General features: G+C 56.3%; 12 protein-coding genes. 3 read left to right on the forward strand and 9 right to left on the reverse strand.

Features of this window, described 5'->3' with window-relative positions:
• Window positions 1–87: 87 nt before the first annotated feature.
• Both AAAH10_RS11370 and AAAH10_RS11375 read right to left on the reverse strand, forming a co-directional pair.
• Window positions 88–936, reverse strand: coding sequence for an ABC transporter permease (locus AAAH10_RS11370; RefSeq protein ID WP_343563605.1), 849 nt, complete (start codon window positions 934–936; stop codon window positions 88–90).
• Window positions 929–1,756: an ABC transporter ATP-binding protein gene (locus tag AAAH10_RS11375; protein ID WP_343563607.1), complete on the reverse strand. Its 828-nt coding sequence runs from the start codon at window positions 1,754–1,756 to the stop codon at window positions 929–931. Before AAAH10_RS11375 ends, AAAH10_RS11370 begins: the two co-directional genes overlap by 8 nt.
• Before the next feature lie 158 nt (window positions 1,757–1,914).
• On the opposite strand from AAAH10_RS11375, the gene AAAH10_RS11380 reads away from it, so the two are divergent.
• A complete protein-coding gene (locus AAAH10_RS11380) occupies window positions 1,915–3,315 on the forward strand; it encodes an ActS/PrrB/RegB family redox-sensitive histidine kinase (RefSeq protein WP_343563609.1) in 1,401 nt (466 codons plus the stop codon).
• Between the two features lie 155 nt (window positions 3,316–3,470).
• Window positions 3,471–4,025, forward strand: a complete 555-nt coding sequence (locus AAAH10_RS11385; protein WP_343563611.1) for an ActR/PrrA/RegA family redox response regulator transcription factor — start codon at window positions 3,471–3,473, stop codon at window positions 4,023–4,025.
• Between the two features lie 125 nt (window positions 4,026–4,150).
• Here the strand turns inward: AAAH10_RS11385 and AAAH10_RS11390 are convergent, their stop codons facing one another.
• The 5 genes from AAAH10_RS11390 to AAAH10_RS11410 are packed head-to-tail and all read right to left on the reverse strand — an operon-like array spanning window position 4,151 to window position 10,628.
• Window positions 4,151–5,416: an aminotransferase class V-fold PLP-dependent enzyme gene (locus AAAH10_RS11390; protein WP_343563613.1), complete on the reverse strand. Its 1,266-nt coding sequence runs from the start codon at window positions 5,414–5,416 to the stop codon at window positions 4,151–4,153.
• A gap of 19 nt (window positions 5,417–5,435) precedes the next feature.
• The gene (locus AAAH10_RS11395) at window positions 5,436–6,449 is read right to left on the reverse strand and encodes a glutamate cyclase domain-containing protein (RefSeq protein ID WP_343563615.1); all 1,014 of its coding nucleotides are present in this window, start codon (window positions 6,447–6,449) and stop codon (window positions 5,436–5,438) included.
• A complete protein-coding gene (locus AAAH10_RS11400) occupies window positions 6,442–7,713 on the reverse strand; it encodes a PLP-dependent aminotransferase family protein (RefSeq protein WP_343563617.1) in 1,272 nt (423 codons plus the stop codon). Before AAAH10_RS11400 ends, AAAH10_RS11395 begins: the two co-directional genes overlap by 8 nt.
• A complete protein-coding gene (locus AAAH10_RS11405; RefSeq protein WP_343563619.1) occupies window positions 7,710–9,200 on the reverse strand; it encodes an aldehyde dehydrogenase family protein in 1,491 nt (496 codons plus the stop codon). Before AAAH10_RS11405 ends, AAAH10_RS11400 begins: the two co-directional genes overlap by 4 nt.
• A gap of 51 nt (window positions 9,201–9,251) precedes the next feature.
• Window positions 9,252–10,628, reverse strand: a complete 1,377-nt coding sequence (locus AAAH10_RS11410; RefSeq protein ID WP_343563621.1) for an aminotransferase — start codon at window positions 10,626–10,628, stop codon at window positions 9,252–9,254.
• A gap of 106 nt (window positions 10,629–10,734) precedes the next feature.
• Here AAAH10_RS11410 and AAAH10_RS11415 point away from each other — a divergent pair, with 106 nt between their 5' ends.
• Complete coding sequence (locus AAAH10_RS11415; protein WP_343563623.1) at window positions 10,735–11,661, forward strand: LysR family transcriptional regulator; 927 nt, start codon at window positions 10,735–10,737, stop codon at window positions 11,659–11,661.
• A gap of 14 nt (window positions 11,662–11,675) precedes the next feature.
• Here the strand turns inward: AAAH10_RS11415 and AAAH10_RS11420 are convergent, their stop codons facing one another.
• On the reverse strand, window positions 11,676–14,090 hold the full coding sequence (locus AAAH10_RS11420) for a GcvT family protein (RefSeq protein ID WP_343563626.1): 2,415 nt from the start codon (window positions 14,088–14,090) through the stop codon (window positions 11,676–11,678).
• 4 nt (window positions 14,091–14,094) lie between these two features.
• A complete protein-coding gene (locus AAAH10_RS11425; RefSeq protein ID WP_343563628.1) occupies window positions 14,095–16,512 on the reverse strand; it encodes a GcvT family protein in 2,418 nt (805 codons plus the stop codon).
• Window positions 16,513–16,515: the final 3 nt, after the last annotated feature.

Below are 16,515 nucleotides of genomic sequence, written 5' to 3' on the forward strand. Positions count from 1 at the left end.
GGTTTCGACTTCCGGGACCAGGGAAGATACAGAACGGGAAAGGCCGGATTTTATCCGGCCTTTTTGTTATTCTCCCGGGCCTGCAGGCTATTCTCCGATGTCCAGCAGCTTGCCACGCCTGCGTGAATCGCGCCACGACCAGAGGAACAGCAGGGCAGAGACCGAGAAGTAGACAGCATTGAGAGAAAGGGCCCGTGTGAAGAGGTCTTCCCGGAAGGTTCCCTCAAAGAGAACGGAGCGCATGCCTTCGAAGACCGGAGCCGTCGGCAGGGACCAGGCCACGGTCTGGAGCCATTCCGGCAGGACTGTAACCGGGTAGTAGATGGCAGAAACCGGCGCGATCAGGAAGATCACGAGCCAGGCCATTGATTCAGCGCCCAGTCCCACGCGGAGGATGAGAGCGCAGACAATCATCCCCAGGGCCCAGCCCATCAGCATCAGATTGGCAAAGAAGGCGACCAGAGGCAGACCAAGATCATAGATCGAGGTTTCATAGAGGAGGATGGCCACAAAGGTTGCCGGAATGATGGCAATGATTGTTCTCAGCAAACTCATGAGCATCAGACCGGTGAGGAATTCCCACGGTCTGATCGGGCTGATGGCAAGATTGCCTATGTTGCGGGACCACAGCTCTTCAAGGAAGGAAAGACTAAAACCCAACTGCGCGCGAAACAGCATGTCCCAGAGCAGAACAGCCGAAATCAGGACGCCGGATGCCTGGGCCACCCAGCTGGAGTGTGTCAGGAAGAACTCGGTCATAAAGCCCCAGAGAATGATCTGGATGGTTGGCCAGTACATCATTTCCAGAACCCGGGGCCACGAGCCCTGCATCAGATAGATATGACGCAGCAAGAGGGCGAGGATACGATAGCGGCGGCCCGGAGACTGGGGGAAATCCTCTGAGGTCTGATCAAGGGGGGGCATGGGACTATTCATGGCCCTGTCCTCCGTTGTTGAATTCGGGAAGGTTGTCCGGTTCGATCTTTTGCCTGTCCCGGGCGATGTCGAGGAAAACCTCTTCCATATTGGTTCGGCCATAGCGTTCCAGCAGCCCCTCTGGCGTGCCGTTATCGACAATCTGTCCGTTTTTCATCATCAGGACATGATCGCAGAGCCTTTCGACCTCTGCCATGTTGTGGGAGGCAAGCATGATGGCGGCTCCGGATTGGCGCTGATAGTCTTCGAGGTAGCTTCTCAGCCAGTCTGCGGTATCGGGATCCAGAGAGGCTGTTGGTTCATCCAGAAAGAGGATATCCGGCCTGTTGATCAGGGCCTTGGCGACAGAGACGCGTGTTTTCTGTCCGGCCGAGAGTGTGCCGACGGGGCGTTTCAGGAAGTCCTTGAGCTGCAGGTCGTTTACCAGTTCCGCAATCCGGTCCCGCGGTTTTTTTAACCCGAAAAGACGCGCAAAGAACATCAGGTTCTGGCGCACTGACAGGCGTTTGGGCATGTCCACATAGGGTGAGGAAAAGTTGATCCGATGCATGATCCGGAAACGGTCCCTGATCATGTTTTCTCCCAGGACACGGATGGAACCGGATGTGGGCAGAAGAACACCCATCAGCATGGAAATGGTGGTTGTCTTCCCTGCTCCATTGCCGCCGAGCAGCGCAACAGTGGTGCCGCGGTGCACCTTGAAGGAGAGATCGTTGACCACAGTCACATCGCCATAGCGTTTGGTGAGGTTCTGCACGTCGATAACAGCAGACGGGATGAAGGGGGGCGTTTCTTCTTTTTCCGCGCGTTTTCCCAGCATTGTTCGGGTCCTGATCCTGTTTGACTGCTCAACAGCCAAAGTGGTTGCAAGCACTTGAAACTTACGTAAGTTTGTACTGAAAGGATTGCGTCATCCAGTATGGCGACAATCAAAAACGCGTGAAAAACCGTCTGCCAGACGAAATGGACACAGCCACCATGCCAGAAGCCCGAGAACAACGCCAGCGCATCAAACGCAAAATCGGAATGAACAGCGCGCCGGTGCTGCCGGGTGGAGCCTTGCGGCTGCGCACCATGATTCTGATCCGCTGGCTTGCTGTCATGGGGCAGCTGGTGACGCTTTTGCTGGTTTATTTCGGGCTCGGTTTCAAACTGCCCTTTGTCGAGTGTCTTGTCGTGGTTTCTGCCTCGGCAATCCTGAACGGGATCCAGATGGTGTCCCGGCCCCAGACGGCCTGGATACAGGATCGCGAGGCAACGGTTTCACTGGCCTTTGACATGATCCAGCTGACGGTGCTGCTGGCCCTGACCGGCGGGCTTTACAATCCCTTTGCCCTGCTGGTTCTGGCTCCTGTGACGGTCTCGGCCTCGGTTCTCGGGCAAAAGAGCACGATGGTTATCTCCGGACTGACCCTGATTTGTATCACTGTTCTGGCATTGTTTTATTATCCGCTTCAGCTGGGAACGGAGCTGGAACTCGTAACCGAACTGACCCTGACGCCTCTTTACCTCTATGGTCTTTGGGGAGCTTTGATTGTCGGGACTGTTTTCATTGCCGTTTATGTCAGTTCCCTGACGCGTGAGGCCCATACCATGCGCTCTGCGCTGCAGGCGACTCAGGATGCCCTTTCGCGTGAACAGCGTCTGTCTGCCCTGGGTGGACTGGCTGCAGCAGCTGCACACGAACTGGGAACGCCGCTGGGGACACTTTATGTTGTGGCCAAGGATATGCAGGAACAGCTGGAACCGGATCAGATCGAAATGAAGGAAGATCTGGACCTGATGCTGTCCGAGGTTATGCGCTGTCGCGATATCCTCAGAGACATGGCGGCCTGGAAGGAGATCGATGGCGGTGAACCCTACAATGTGCTGCCCTTCCTCTCCATGGTTGAGGAGGCTGTCTCTCCCTATGAAAAAAGCAGTGTTGCGATTGAGTACAACAGCAGGAGTGAGGACGGAAGTGTTACCCCCGCTGTTGTGCGCAGTCCGGAGATGCTGCATGCCCTGGGGCTGCTTTCCCAGAATGCAATCCAGTTTGCCCGCGACAAAGTGGTCCTTGATCTTCACTGGGATGATGAGCAGGTTTTATTAAGGATACAGGACAACGGACCAGGATTTCCTGCTTCTGTTCTTTCCCGTCTGGGTGATCCGTACCTTTCCAACAGAAAGGCCGAGGAAAACCTGTCGGAGAACCAGACAGACCTGCGGGAGGAAAAAGACGGCGAGCACATGGGGTTGGGCGTCTTTATCGCAACCACACTGCTGGGCCGGACAGGAGCAGAGCTGGAGTTTGACAATGCTCCGAACGGTGGAGCGGTCGTCTCGATTTCCTGGCAGCGCAAACGGCTGGAGTATCAGCCTGTTTTGAGCGAGTCCTGAACGCAGGCCTGACAGGGTTTGCTATCCGTTTGATTTGAGGCTGATTTATCTCAATGCTTTTTGCCACAGGGCAGGATAGATCAGGAAAAGCGATGGACATCGCTTTGTGATAAGGTGGTATGGCCTGAAGAGGCTGAACGACAGGACGGAATAAAATGAGTGATATTCAAGAAGACGATCTCAAGAGCCTTTTGATCGCGGATGATGATGAGCGTTTTGCAGAGCGTCTGGCGCGCACCATGGAACGCAAGGGCTTTGATCCGATCACAGCCTTTTCTGTTGAGGATGCCATCCGGATTGCGCATCAGTCACCACCCCAGTTTGCCATTGTTGATCTCCGGCTGCAGGATGGCAGCGGGCTTGATATCATCAAGGCGATCCACGATTACTCTCCACAGACCCGCGCCATCATTCTGACCGGCTACGGAAATATTGCGACTGCTGTTGCTGCGGTGAAAGTCGGTGCCATCGATTATCTGCCAAAGCCCTCGGACCCTGACCAGATTATCGCAACGCTGCTGAAAACCGGCGATGATGGCACCCTGCCTCCACCACCGGAGCTGCCGATGACAGCCGACCGTGTGCGCTGGGAGCACATTCAGCGCGTTTACGAGCAGTGTGATCGCAATGTCTCTGAAACTGCGCGTCGCCTTCGCATGCACCGCAGAACACTGCAGCGTATTCTGGCGAAATATGCCCCGAACGACTGAGGTCTCCTTCAAGGAGTGACACCCGAAAAGTCTTGCAAGGCAAAAAGCGGAAGGGCTCAACCTTCCGCTTTTTGCTGTTCGGGTGACCGGTTTTGTCTGTCAGGCCGTCCTGATCTTGAGGTTCTTCAGGGAGCGTCAGTTGATCCGATGGTATTGAGAACCGACAGAAGATGACTGATTTCCTGCTCTGTATTGTAATGACAGAGTGAAATCCGGATACAGTCTGGCAAGCCCAGAGGTTCCAGTACATTGCCGCTGTAATGGTCCGCCTTTCTGGTGTGTGTGCGGATGCCCTGTTTGTTGAGAAGCTCGACAACCTCGGGTGAAGGAATGCCTTCAACGGTGATGGAGACGAGGCCTTCCCGGGCCGGATTGTCTGCGCCAGCCAGAATGGTGACGTGCTTCATGTCGCGGAGGCCGGGCAGATTGCCTGTGCCGTTGATCATGAGATTTGTAAGATGGGTTTCGTAACTGTGGATCGCCCGGCCTGCGGCCTCGATGCGTTTGCGAGGCTCTGTTTCGTCTGACAGTTCGCCGCCCAGCCAGTCGAAATAGGACACAACATCCGACATTGTTGCATAGGCCCCTGTGTCTCTGGTTCCGAACTCCCAGCCATTTGCAGGCGCATCGATCAGCATGTCATGGGGAAGGGAGGTGAGGCGGCCTGAAATCCATGCGATGCCGTAGCCATGACGGGAGAAAACCTTGTAGGGGGAGATCGCATAGCCATCCACATCATAGGACGAGAGATCCAGCTGGCCGTGAGCAGCGTGCTGAATGCCATCAACAATGATCAGGCAATCGGGCGAAACAGCACGAATTGCGCCGGAAATGGCCGCAACATCCATTCCCATGCCCGTCACAGGGGAAGCGTGAAGAATGGTTGCGACCTTGACATCGGGTGTCATCCGGGCGGCGTAATCTTCTGCTGTGACCATCCCGGTTTCATTATCATGTGGAACATTTACATAAGTCAGACTGGCGATATCAGCCCAGCGCTTTGCGGCGCTTCGGCTGGCAGGGTGTTCGATGGAAGAGCCGATTACTCTTGAGCCTTCCGGAGAATTGACACAGGCGGTCCGGATCATTCTGAACAGGAGTTCCGTTCCACTTTCACCGACAAAGAACTGTCCGGATTTTGCATTCATGAAGGTGGCGAGGTCGGATTTGCTTTTCGCGATGGTTTCCACCAGAGCTTTGGAGGCCACGTTTTCCCGTCCCTGATTGTCGGGAATGGCAGCGTAAAAGGCGGATGTTTCGGTGACAGATTTTAGCGTCAGCGCTCCCCCGGCATTTTCAAAGAAAGTGCGAGGGCCCTGGAAAGGGCAGCTGTCGACGTGTGCGAAGCGGTCCCGAATGGCATCAATGAGTGCAGGATTGTTTTGGAGCATGGTTTTCTTCCGAACGGCACTAGAGTGCGCAGTTAACGATTGTTGTGCAGAGTTCTGCAATGGAAAGATGAGCCTGACGGGGGAAGCCGTCGACATTGTCATCGACCAGTCCGTGTGTGGAGTTGATCAGGCCGTTTGCGACCATTGTATCAAGCAGGAGGGCTTCGCGTTCTGGCGTGTGAAGGAGTTTTGCCCGCCCTGTTCTGGCTGCCATGGCTGCGACAATGGCCGTGCAGCCCCAGTTTGAACAGGCGGCTGTGACGAGAACATCGCAGCTTGTCGTTGCCCCAATGCCTCCTCCGCAACCGCACTGACAGCGGTCACCATAGGGAACGTATTCCTTCACGTGCCGGGCGACCTTGCCCATGCCGATTTCATTGCCTCCATCGCCAACTGCGACGACAGGAATGTTGCGCTCCAGAGCTTCATCAAAGAGAAAGTCAACTCTGGCGCGTCCCATGCCATAGTCAATCCCGCGCATGGAGTGATAAATTCCAAACGCATTGCGACCAACCCGTTCTGTCGAGAAGAGCAGATCGGGCTTGAGGTCATCAAGAAGTGTCTGCGCCTGACTTTTGCCTTCTTCGTCTTCTGTTGCGTAGGGAAGCATGACGATTGTCGCAAGGCTTCTGTCGGCTCTGGCGATTGCAGCCTGCTCCGGTGTCACGGGAAAAAGACCGGCAGCCATCATCACGTTTTGTATGGCAGGCAAGAGAGTCTCTTCGCAGAGCATGAAGCAGGTTGCATTCCGTTCAAGAACCAGCGCTCGTGCAACGGCTGCTGCACCTGAAGGACCATCGTTTTCTCCCAGATCCGGGGTGATCCAGGCCCTCGAGACAGAGCCGGTTGTCAGGAACACTGTTCCTCCCCGGGGAACCGAGAGAAGGGCGTCGGCAGCGGCACCGACCAGAGAACCTCCCTGTGCTTCTCGGGCCGCGAGGAACAGGTGTTCCACACCGCGTTCTCCGATATCGATGTTCACAAGCTGATCCAGCCTGTTGTCGAGCCGGGACAGGAGCTTCTGATCAGTCATTTTGTGTGTCCCCGAACAGGAGTGCCGAAAACCATTTGTCGTCCTCAAGGTTGGCTGCTGTTTCCTGCATGGCAGCAAGCAAGGCCCCGGCGATGGCCTCGGCACCTCCGGCTCTGGTAACGGCGTTGATCGTTGGTTTCAGTCTGATCGAGACGCGCCCGCCCGGCTGTCCGTGCGTGTTGACGGTGACAATTCCCCTGTCGCGGAGCAGGATCATGCCTATCGCGGCCGTGATTTCTGCAGGGACACGTCCGGTTGTTTCTGTTCCGGCGATTTTCAGGACGGCCTCCATGGCATCCTCTTCCTGAATTTTCGGCCCGAGAGCCGAGCGGGACACAAAATCCGGATTGATCACGTCTGCAATCGCATCGGCAAGCGCCTGGCCGTCCCGGGCCTCCTGAACAAGCAGATCGGGAGAGAAGTTCTGCAGGCTTCGCATGGCGCCAACCGCAACAGGTGCACGGGCTTCCATCCCGAGTTCTGCGGCTTTGGCCTGAACGGGGAGCAGCGCCTCCCGTGATCCGCAAAGAACGCCCGCGCGCGGACCGGAAAGCCCCGCCTTGTCCGCATTGGTGATGACCAGATCGGCACCGAAGGAGAGAGAGGGAGCACCGTCGCACAGGACGGGTCTAAACCTCGTTCCGTAAGCTTCATCGAGCAAAACAGTCGCCCCGGCCTGTTTCGCCATATGGACGGCCCTGGCAATGACGTCATCCTGAAGAACAGAGAGTTCGGATGTCACCGTTGTGATCACCACAAGTCTGGGCAGGTGAGCAGCCAGAAGCCGTTTGAACTCTGGTAACTGATAGGCGTCGATGACCGGAATTGCCGCAAGTTTTGCGCCGCGTGTCACCGATGCGTGGGACCGGTCATTTTCCGGAACAAGGGAAATGACCGGGCGTTCTTTCGCATGGGCCAGAACGGTGGCGATGATGCCTGCACTCGTGCGATTGATGACGGTTGCAGCTTCGTCTCCTTTGCCCCCCATGTGTTTGATCGCAGCGTCACGCAGTTCTTCGGCGTAGAGGCTCGGGCCGACCCATTCCTCACAAAGCGCAGGGAGGTCCGGGGCCTGAACAGGATAGAACCGCAGGTTTCCTGTGAAGATCGAAACCTTCTCGATGCCCTGTTGCTGCACAAAACCGGCGGCTGTGCGATTGGCCTGTGTCAGACGGCGCACTTCGTCAGCAGATTCCCCCAGCAGGGACCCGCGTGCGTACCCGACACTCTTGCTGATTGCATTGCCGAAGCGATCGACAGTCATCCGGCATTCTCCACATGGATCGTGATGCTTTTGCGATAGGTGTAAGCATCAAGAGCACCTTCGATAGAGTATTCACTGCCTGTGCCGGACTGTTTGGTGCCGCCATAGGACATGCCCGGTATTTGACCCCCTCCCTGATTGACCTGTATCCAGCCCGCATCAATGGCGCGGGTCAGGCGTGTGATGCGGCTGTTGTCATGTGTGAAGATAAAGGCAGCCAGGCCATAGTGGGTGTCATTTGCCATCTGAATGACTTCCTCTTCGTTCCTGAAGGGAATGGCGACCATAACAGGGCCAAAAACCTCTTCACGGGCAATGCGCCAGCTGTTGTCGAGCCCGGACAGGATAACAGGAGAAGGCGTAAAGCCTGCCGGGTTGTCATCCGGCTCATCCCCAAGGAGGAATGTTGCTCCCTGTGCTTTGGCTTCTGCGATGAAGGCCCGGACCTCGCTGTAGCGCTCACTGTTTACAAGGGCGCCGATGTCTGCATCGGGATCAAGGGCATCGCCGACTTTCAGGGCGGAGGTCTTTTCAATGATCCGGGGCATCAGACGGTCCCAGATTTCTTCATGAATGAAAAGCCTGGAGCCCGCGGTACAGCTTTGGCCCTGACGGGCAAAACGCATGGCGTTTACAACGTGCTGGGCCGTGTGTTCCAGCCGATCGCCTTCAATGGCATCGGGGAAAACCACTGTTGGTGATTTTCCGCCCAGTTCCAGGGTGACCTTGGCAAAACGTTCTGCTGTTGCGTGTCCGATCAGTTTTCCGACCTCGCTGGAACCGGTGAAGGAGACCTTGTTGACATCGGGGTGACTGACGAGGGCCGCGCCTGCTTCTTCCCCGGTTCCGGTGACGACGTTGAAAACGCCCGGAGGAAAAAGGCCATCTGCAAGTTCTGCAAGCTTGAGAACCGCAAGAGGTGCGTCTTCAGCAGGTTTCAGGACAATGCAGTTGCCTGTGGCCAGAGCCATGGAGATCTTGACAGCACCAAGCTGGAGCGGAGAGTTCCAGGGGATGATGGAGCCGACAACTCCATGCGGTTCGCGAACGGAATAACTGAAGAGACCCGAGCCGAACGGCAGGGTTTCGCCTTTCTGTTCAACCGCGACACCCCCGTAGTATTTGAAGACACCTGAAGCCCCCATTGCTTCGCCACGGGACTGGGTCTTGATGGCATTTCCGGATTCTGCCGCCAGAGTGCGGGCAACATCCTCGGCGTTTTCTTCGAGACGACGCCCGAGCTCGGACAGAAGCTTGCCTCTTTCGCTTGCGGGGAGTGCGCGCCAGGCCGGCAGGGCAGCACGTGCGGCCTTGACTGCCCTGTCGATTTCTGTTTTACCGCCCCGGCCAATTTCGCAAATGGCGGTGCGGCGGGATGGGTTCTCTATGACCAGTGTGCGCCCGTCTTCCGGGCGATGCCACTCGCCGTTAATATAGCTTCCCGCCAGACCGGACGTTGGGGGAGTCATTTCAAGAAGCGTCGTCATCTTCTTATCCTTGGCATGTTTCGGTTTTCAGCATCCTGATGAAAGAAGCACTCAGATCCGTGTCCTGACCACGGCCCAGGCATCATCAAGCGCCTGCTTGAAGCGGCTGGTTGCGATGCCGATTTCCTCTTCATTGATGATCAGCGGAGGCATAAAGCTGATCCTGTCACCAATCGCACGCAGATAGAGACCTCTGTCGTGGGCAAAGTTCTGGACCAGCTCGCCGACTTTCCATGAGGGATCAAAGGGTTCGCGTTTCTTGGCGTCCTTCATCAGCTCGAAGCCGCAGAACAGGCCAACGCCTCTGACCTCGGCAACAAGCGGATGGTCATTCAGTGCCTGGCAGTTTGCGAGGAACGTCTGACTGACTTTGCGGACGTGTCCAACGAGGTCAATTTCATCGTAAATGTTCAGAGCTTCCAGAGAGACTGCTGCGCCAACCGGGTGCCCGGCGTAGGTGTAGCCGTGCCCGAAAACACCGACTTCATCGGAGTTTTTCATCATGTCTGCGTACATCTCGTCCTTGAACATCAGGGCGGAGATCGGGAAAAAGGCTGCCGAGAGAGCCTTGGCACAGGACACCATATCCGGCTTCAGGCCCCAGGTTTCAGATCCCCACATGTTGCCGGTTCTGCCAAAGCCGCAAACGACTTCATCTGCCAGGAACTTGATTTCGTATTTTTTCAGGACGGCCTGCATCTCTTCCCAGTAGCCTTTGGGCGGCATCAGGGCGCCCCCGCCGGAAATCGCAGGCTCTGCAAAGAAGGCGGCAATCGTTTCAGGCCCCTCGGAGAGAACCAGTTGCTCGAAATGTGCTGCCATGCGCGCAGAGAATTCCTCTTCGCTTTCTCCGTCGACATGGAAACGATAGTAGTTTGGCAGTTCTGTATGCTTGAACTCCGGCAGGGGAAGACCGAATTTGGCATGCATGTGAGGCTGACCGGACAGGGATACTGTTGCGACAGTGTTGCCGTGATACCCACGGACCCGACCGATAATCTTGCGGCGCTTGGGTTCTCCCTTGGCAGTGTTCGTGTACCACAGAAGCTTGATTGCCGTGTCGTTGGCTTCCGAACCGGAGCACTGGAACATCACCCGGTTCATGCCGTTTGGCGCGAGGCCCGTCAGGCGTTCGCCCAGTTCAGCGACGCTCGGGTGGGAGCGGTTGTAGAAGGTCGGTGCAAAGGGCAGGGTGTTCATCTGGCGCACAGCGGCCTCTGCCAGGCGCTCATTGTGGTAGCCCAGGCTGACACACCCCAGACCTGAGAAACCGTCAATGATTTCACGTCCTTCAGTGTCATAGATGAAGACACCCTTGCCATGGGTGATCATTGTCGGGCCTTTTTCGGCATGCTGGCGAAGATTGGATTGGGGATGGACGTGGTGGGCGATGTCCTGGGAGATGGCACGTCCTGCGTTGTTATGCATTTTCAAGGCTCCAAATGAGGTGTCGTTTTGTGGATTTCACAATTTACTTGACTGAATTCCAATCTCGAAGTTTTCTAATTTTGTTGAATTTTTTTCAGGTATTGTTATGAAGCCCCGTCTTGATCTTCGTCATCTTCAGCTAATTCAGGCCATTATCGAAACAGGGCGTATCACAGACGCAGCAGAGCAGCTGGGGGTGACGCCTTCGGCCTTGTCTCACCGCCTGCGCGAGGCCGAGCGCCGTCTTGATGTTCAGCTTTTTACGAGGGTACACAAGCGTTTGCGCAGGACACCTGCAGCAGATTACATGGCTGTGGTTGCCGAGCGTATCCTGTCCGATCTCGGTCGGGCAGAAGAGGATGTGCGCAGGATGAATGCCGGGGTTCAGCATGTGGTGCGTCTGGCTGTGGAAGCTTACAGCAACTATCGCTGGTTGCCTGATTTCGTTAAGTTTTTGAAATCAAGGCGCAAGGGAATTGATCTTCAGATCATGGCCGGTGCGCGCAAGGATCCGCTCACCAGTATCATGAATCGCAACATTGACATTGCGATCGTCTCGGGAGAGCACAACCAGATTGGCCTCTCTTCTGTACCGCTGTTTGAAGACCCCCTGTATTTTATTATGCCGCCTTCGCATCGTCTGGCCGGGCGCGAGTTCATTGTTGGTGACGATATCGTTGGCGAAGCCTTTATCACCTACACGAAGGTGCCGGAGCCGGATAAGGAGTTTGCGCGCCTTTTCAGACCGACAGACACCTATCCGAAATGGTCGACAACGGTCGAGCTTCCCGAAGCGATTGTCGAGCTGGTTGCGTCAGGACTGGGAACCAGTGTGCTGGCAGGCTGGGCTATTCAGACAGCCCTGTCGGAAAAGAGGATTGTTGGTGCACAGGTCACCGAGGAAGGCATCAATGTTCCCTGGAAAGCTGTCTTGCGGACTGAAGACATGAGCAAGGAAGATCCCAACTATCAGGTTGCAGAGCTGCTCGCCGAATGGTGCGAGCAGTCTGCAGCAGGTTTCAATACAGTCTAGCCGGGTGGCCGGGCTTATGCGCGCATCCGCTCGCTGGCCGGGTCGTGGAGGGCTTTCAGGCTTGCGGTGGCTTCCATTGCCTGACCTGCGACCATAATCTGGTAGGAGGCACTGGCAAGCTCCTGCAATGTGGTTTCCCCGGAGCGGGAGACATACCCCATGCCAATGGCTCCGCCTGTTGTCCAGCCATAGCTTGCAGAGGTCAGACGCCCGACGATTTTCCCATCGCGCAAAATGGGTTCCTTGCCAAAGAGAAGAGCCCTTTCGTCGTTCAGGCGGAACAGGAGCATTCTGCTTTTTGCACCGTCTTCGCGGCGTTTTAAGACGGCCTGCTTGCCAAGGAAGTCCGTGTTGAAATCACAGGTAAAGAGCAAACCGCTCTCAAGAAGGCTGTCAAAGGGGCCAATGTCATGCCCCCAGTGGCGGAACCCCTTTTCAATACGACAGGAATCAACGGCCATCCCTCCGCAGTGTCTGGGCGGCTTTTCAGCGGATGTGATGGTTTCGTAAACCTGCTGGGCAAATTCCGAGGGAATATGAAGCTCCCAGCCCAGTTCGCCGACATAGGTGATCCGCTGGGCTCTGACCGGGCAATGCCCAATGTAAAGATCCTGCCAGCTTCCGAAGGGAAAGGCCTCATTTGAAAGATCGGCATCTGTCAGCTGTGCAAGGAATTCCCTGGAACGGGGCCCCATGAGCGCAAGCGTCGCTTCTGAAGAGGTGACATTCACAACAGAGGTGCCTGATCCCTCCAGCTGCGTTCTGAGCCAGTGTTCTGTCTGCGGTTCGGCTCCTGCTGAAGCCATGATCATGAAGCGGTTTTCGGACAGGCGGGCGACGGTTATGTCTGCTTCGATACCCCCCTGTTCATTGAGCATGTGGGTGTAGGTCAGTGTGCCCGTACCTTTTGCCATGTCGGAACAGCAAAGGTGCTGCATTTGCTGCTCTGCCCTTTCCCCGTCAACAACAAAGCGTCCGAAGGTCAGATCGATCATCCCCAGATCGCTGCGCAGGGCCTTGTGTTCTGCTTCCCAGTCTTCAAACCAGGGCTGCGGATCAAAGCCGTCACTGAAATCCGGGCTGTACACCAGCGGGCGTTCCCAGCCATTGCTGGAACCAAACCGGGCTCCGGCGACTTTCAGATCCCTGTAGTAGGGCGTGCGACGCAGCCCCCGCGCCACTGTTTTCTGATGATAGGGCCAGTGCATGGCATAGGCGAGCGACAATGTTTCCGCTGCCTTTTCCGCTGTGTAGCTGCGGGCGTTCAGCCCCGGCATGATCCTTCGTGAATCAACATCGGTCAGATCCATTGTCATGTGACCTGTCATGATCCATTCGGCCAGAGCCCTGCCTGCGCCCGGACCATTCTGGATACCGGTGGAATTGAAGCCTGCTGCAATCCAGAGTCCTCTGATGTCACCGGCCGGGCCAAGATAATGTCTGCCATCGGGCGTAAAGCTTTCCGGGCCGTTGAAGAACTTTCGAATGCCGGTTTCTGCCAGGGCGGGAACCCTCTCGGCTGCAGCTTCAAGGATCGGGAAAAGGTGCTCCTCGTCACAGGGGAGTTCATCAAAGCTGAACTTCTCCGGGATTCCTCCTTCGGGGAGCCATGGTGTCGCATCGGGCTCGGAACAGCCGATGAGGAGCTTGCCGGCGTCTTCCTTGTAATAGGCGTATTCGTCCATGACACGCAAAATGGGCAGGTCGCCTGTCACACCTTCGATGGGGTCTGTCACGACGTAATAGTGATTTGTGTAGTGAAGCGGAACCTGGACGCCATGGGACAGGCCGAATTCCCGTGCCCACATACCGGTTGCATTGACAACGTGCTCTGCGCGGACAAACCCCTGATCGGTCTCGACGCCGATAGCGCGACTGTTTTCGATAACAACCTGATTGACTTTGGTGTCCTCGAAAATCTGTGCACCATTCTGTCTGGCTCCCTTTGCCAGAGCCATGGTGGTGTCAATCGGATTGGTATAGCCGTCTCCGGGGAACCAGAAGGCACCTTTCGCATCATGTGTGGAAAGGAGGGGCCAGCGTTCGCGGGCCTCCCCGGGGGAGATTTCCTCTGCCCTGATACCACAGCCGTGCGCATAATCGACCTTGCGCCGCAATTCTTCCATCCGGGCGTCATGCAGGGCCAGGGTTATGGAGCCGTTGCGCTTGAACCCTGTGTTCTGACCTGTTTCCTCTTCCAGGCTTTCCATCAGATCCAGACCGTACCGGGCCAGTTTCGACATCACGGGAACACCCTGGGTTTCAGAGACAAGTCCGGCTGCATGCCAGGTCGTACCACTGGTCAGTTTCCTGCGTTCGAAAAGGGCGACGGCCCAGCCTGCTTTGGCGAGATGATAGGCTGTTGCACAGCCAATGATACCGCCGCCGACAATTGCAACCTGAACCTCTGAAGGGATGGTTTTCGTCATGGGGTTATCCTTTCAGACGGTCGTTTTGAGGATCATAGAAAGGCGCGTCCACAATGGTTGCCCTGACGGGTTCACCAAGGATTTCAATGTCAAAGGTTTCGCCCGCTTCAGCCTTGATATTCAGGAAACCAAGCGCAATACGCCTGTCGATGCGGAAGCCGATGGCCCCCGAACTGACATAGCCGACCGGTTGGCCGTTGCGACAAATCGGGTCGGAGGAAAGCGGAGTGGCCCCGATGCCATCCAGCTCGAACTTTGTAAAATGGTAGTCCTGCCCGGCTTCGGACTGGGCCTGAAAGGCGTCCCGACCGATGAAAGTCTCCTTTGTTTTGCTGACAAAACGGTCCAGACCGGCATCAAAGGCGGTGTATTCAATGCCAAAGTCCTGTCCCCAGCCGTGGTAGGCCTTTTCAACCCGCATGGCATTCAGGGCGTAGGAGCCGAACTCAACCAGACCTTTGTCGGCACCTTCGGCAAGGATTGCATCATAGACGGTCTCAAGGTCGCGGGACCTGATGTGCAGCTCCCAACCCAACTCGCCGACATAGGAAACACGAAGGGCCAGTGCCGGGACACCGGCAATGTCAATCTCGCGAACCGACATCCACGGGGCTGCTTCTGCAGAGAGATCACTGCTGGTCAGGGGCTGCAGTGTCTCTCTGGACTTTGGTCCCATGACCATCAGTGCAGCATCAAACTCCGAACCGCGGCGAATCTTGACATTGAAGTCTGATGAGAAGCGGGACATCCAGTCAAAATCGCGCTGGTCAGCCAGTGTGGGGCCGCACAGGAGATATCTGTTTTCTTCCAGACGGGCGATCGTGGCTTCTGACCAGACCTTGCCTTTGGGGGTCAGCATGTAGTTGAGCTTAACGCGGCCGACCTTTGGCATGGTGCCGCAGAAAACATAATCCAGAAATGCCGTTGCATCCGGGCCGTCAACTTCATAACGGGTGAAGCCGCCGTGATCCATGACACCGACCCTGTCTCTGACGCCTTCACATTCTGCCTTGACGGCATCATGCCAGATTTCGTGATGGAAGCTTAAGGTGCCATCATTCCGGATTGTGTCTGTTTCAAACCAGAAGGCCCGCTCCCATCCGGCAACTTGTCCGAAGACAGCTCCCTTTTCCTTGAGCTTGTCGTAGAGGGGAGTTGTCTGGACCGGGCGGGCTGATTCCCACACGCGATGGGGGTAGGGGATCGCATACTGGTTTTCATAGAGCTCGCTGGCGCGCTTGACGGTGTAGTCGAAGCTTGCCCATTCCTCTCCGAAACGGCGGGGATCCCACATGGACATGTCCCATTCCGTTTCGCCCTCGGTGATCCATTCCGTCAGTGTTTTGGCTGCGGCAGCGGAGTGGGTGACCCCGACCGGGAAGCAGCAGGCATGATAGAAGTTTGGCAGGCCAAAGGCCGGACCACAAAGAGGCGCGCCATCGGGACTGTAGGGGATCGGGCCGTTGACAAAGCGGCTGACCCCGGCTTCTCCGAGCAGGGGAACGTGTTCCATGGCTGCTTCGAAGACACCCATAAAATCATCGACATTGTCCGGATAGAGCTGGTTGGCAAAGCAGTCCGGCATTCCGTCCAGCCAGGCCGGGCGACCTTCGTGCCCATAGGAGCCCAGCAGCAATCCGTTTCCTTCCCGACGGAGGTAATACATGATGTCCGGATCGCGAACGAGCGGGAAGTTTTCGGGGTTTTCTTCCAGTGCAGAGAGGTGCTCCGTCACAAGATACTGGTGCTCGAGGGTCACGACGGGCAGTTTCTGTCCGACCATTTCACCGACCTTGCGCCCGTAGTATCCCCCGGCATTGATGACGATGTCACACAGGACCTCGCCCTTGTCTGTTGAAACCTGCCACTCACCGGAAGGACGACGGCTGACAGCTTTGACCTCTGTGAAGCGGGCAATCTCTGCTCCGAGGCTTCTGGCACCCTTTGCCAGGGCCTGTGTCAGCTGACTGGGATCAACATCGCCTTCGTACGGGTCATAAATTCCTCCGAGAATGCTGTCACCTGATGAGAAATAGGGGTGCATCGCATCCATTTCAGACGGTGTGAGCATTGCCATGTCATAGTTCAGCCCCCTGGAAATCCCGACGAGGTGTCTGAACAGTTCCATGCGCTCCTGTGTGTGGGCAGGCCAGAAGGCGCCGGTGTGGCGATAGGTGATGGGGTAATCGACCTCTTCGGCAAGGTCTTTGTACAGACGCCAGGCGTAATTGCCTGCGCGCATGCCCGCCCATGAATTGGCGTAGGTCGGGATATTCCCCGCAGCATGCCACGTCGAACCGCTTGTCAGTTCGTTTTTCTCGATCAGCAATGTGTCTGTTACACCGGCCTTTGCAAGGTGATAAAGGGTGGAGACACCGACGGCACCACCGCCAATAATGACGACTTTTGCTTGTTTCTTCATAGT

Source organism: Carbonatibacter coralli, from assembly GCF_039592655.1.
Classification (GTDB): Bacteria; Pseudomonadota; Alphaproteobacteria; order Kiloniellales; family Kiloniellaceae; genus Carbonatibacter; species Carbonatibacter coralli.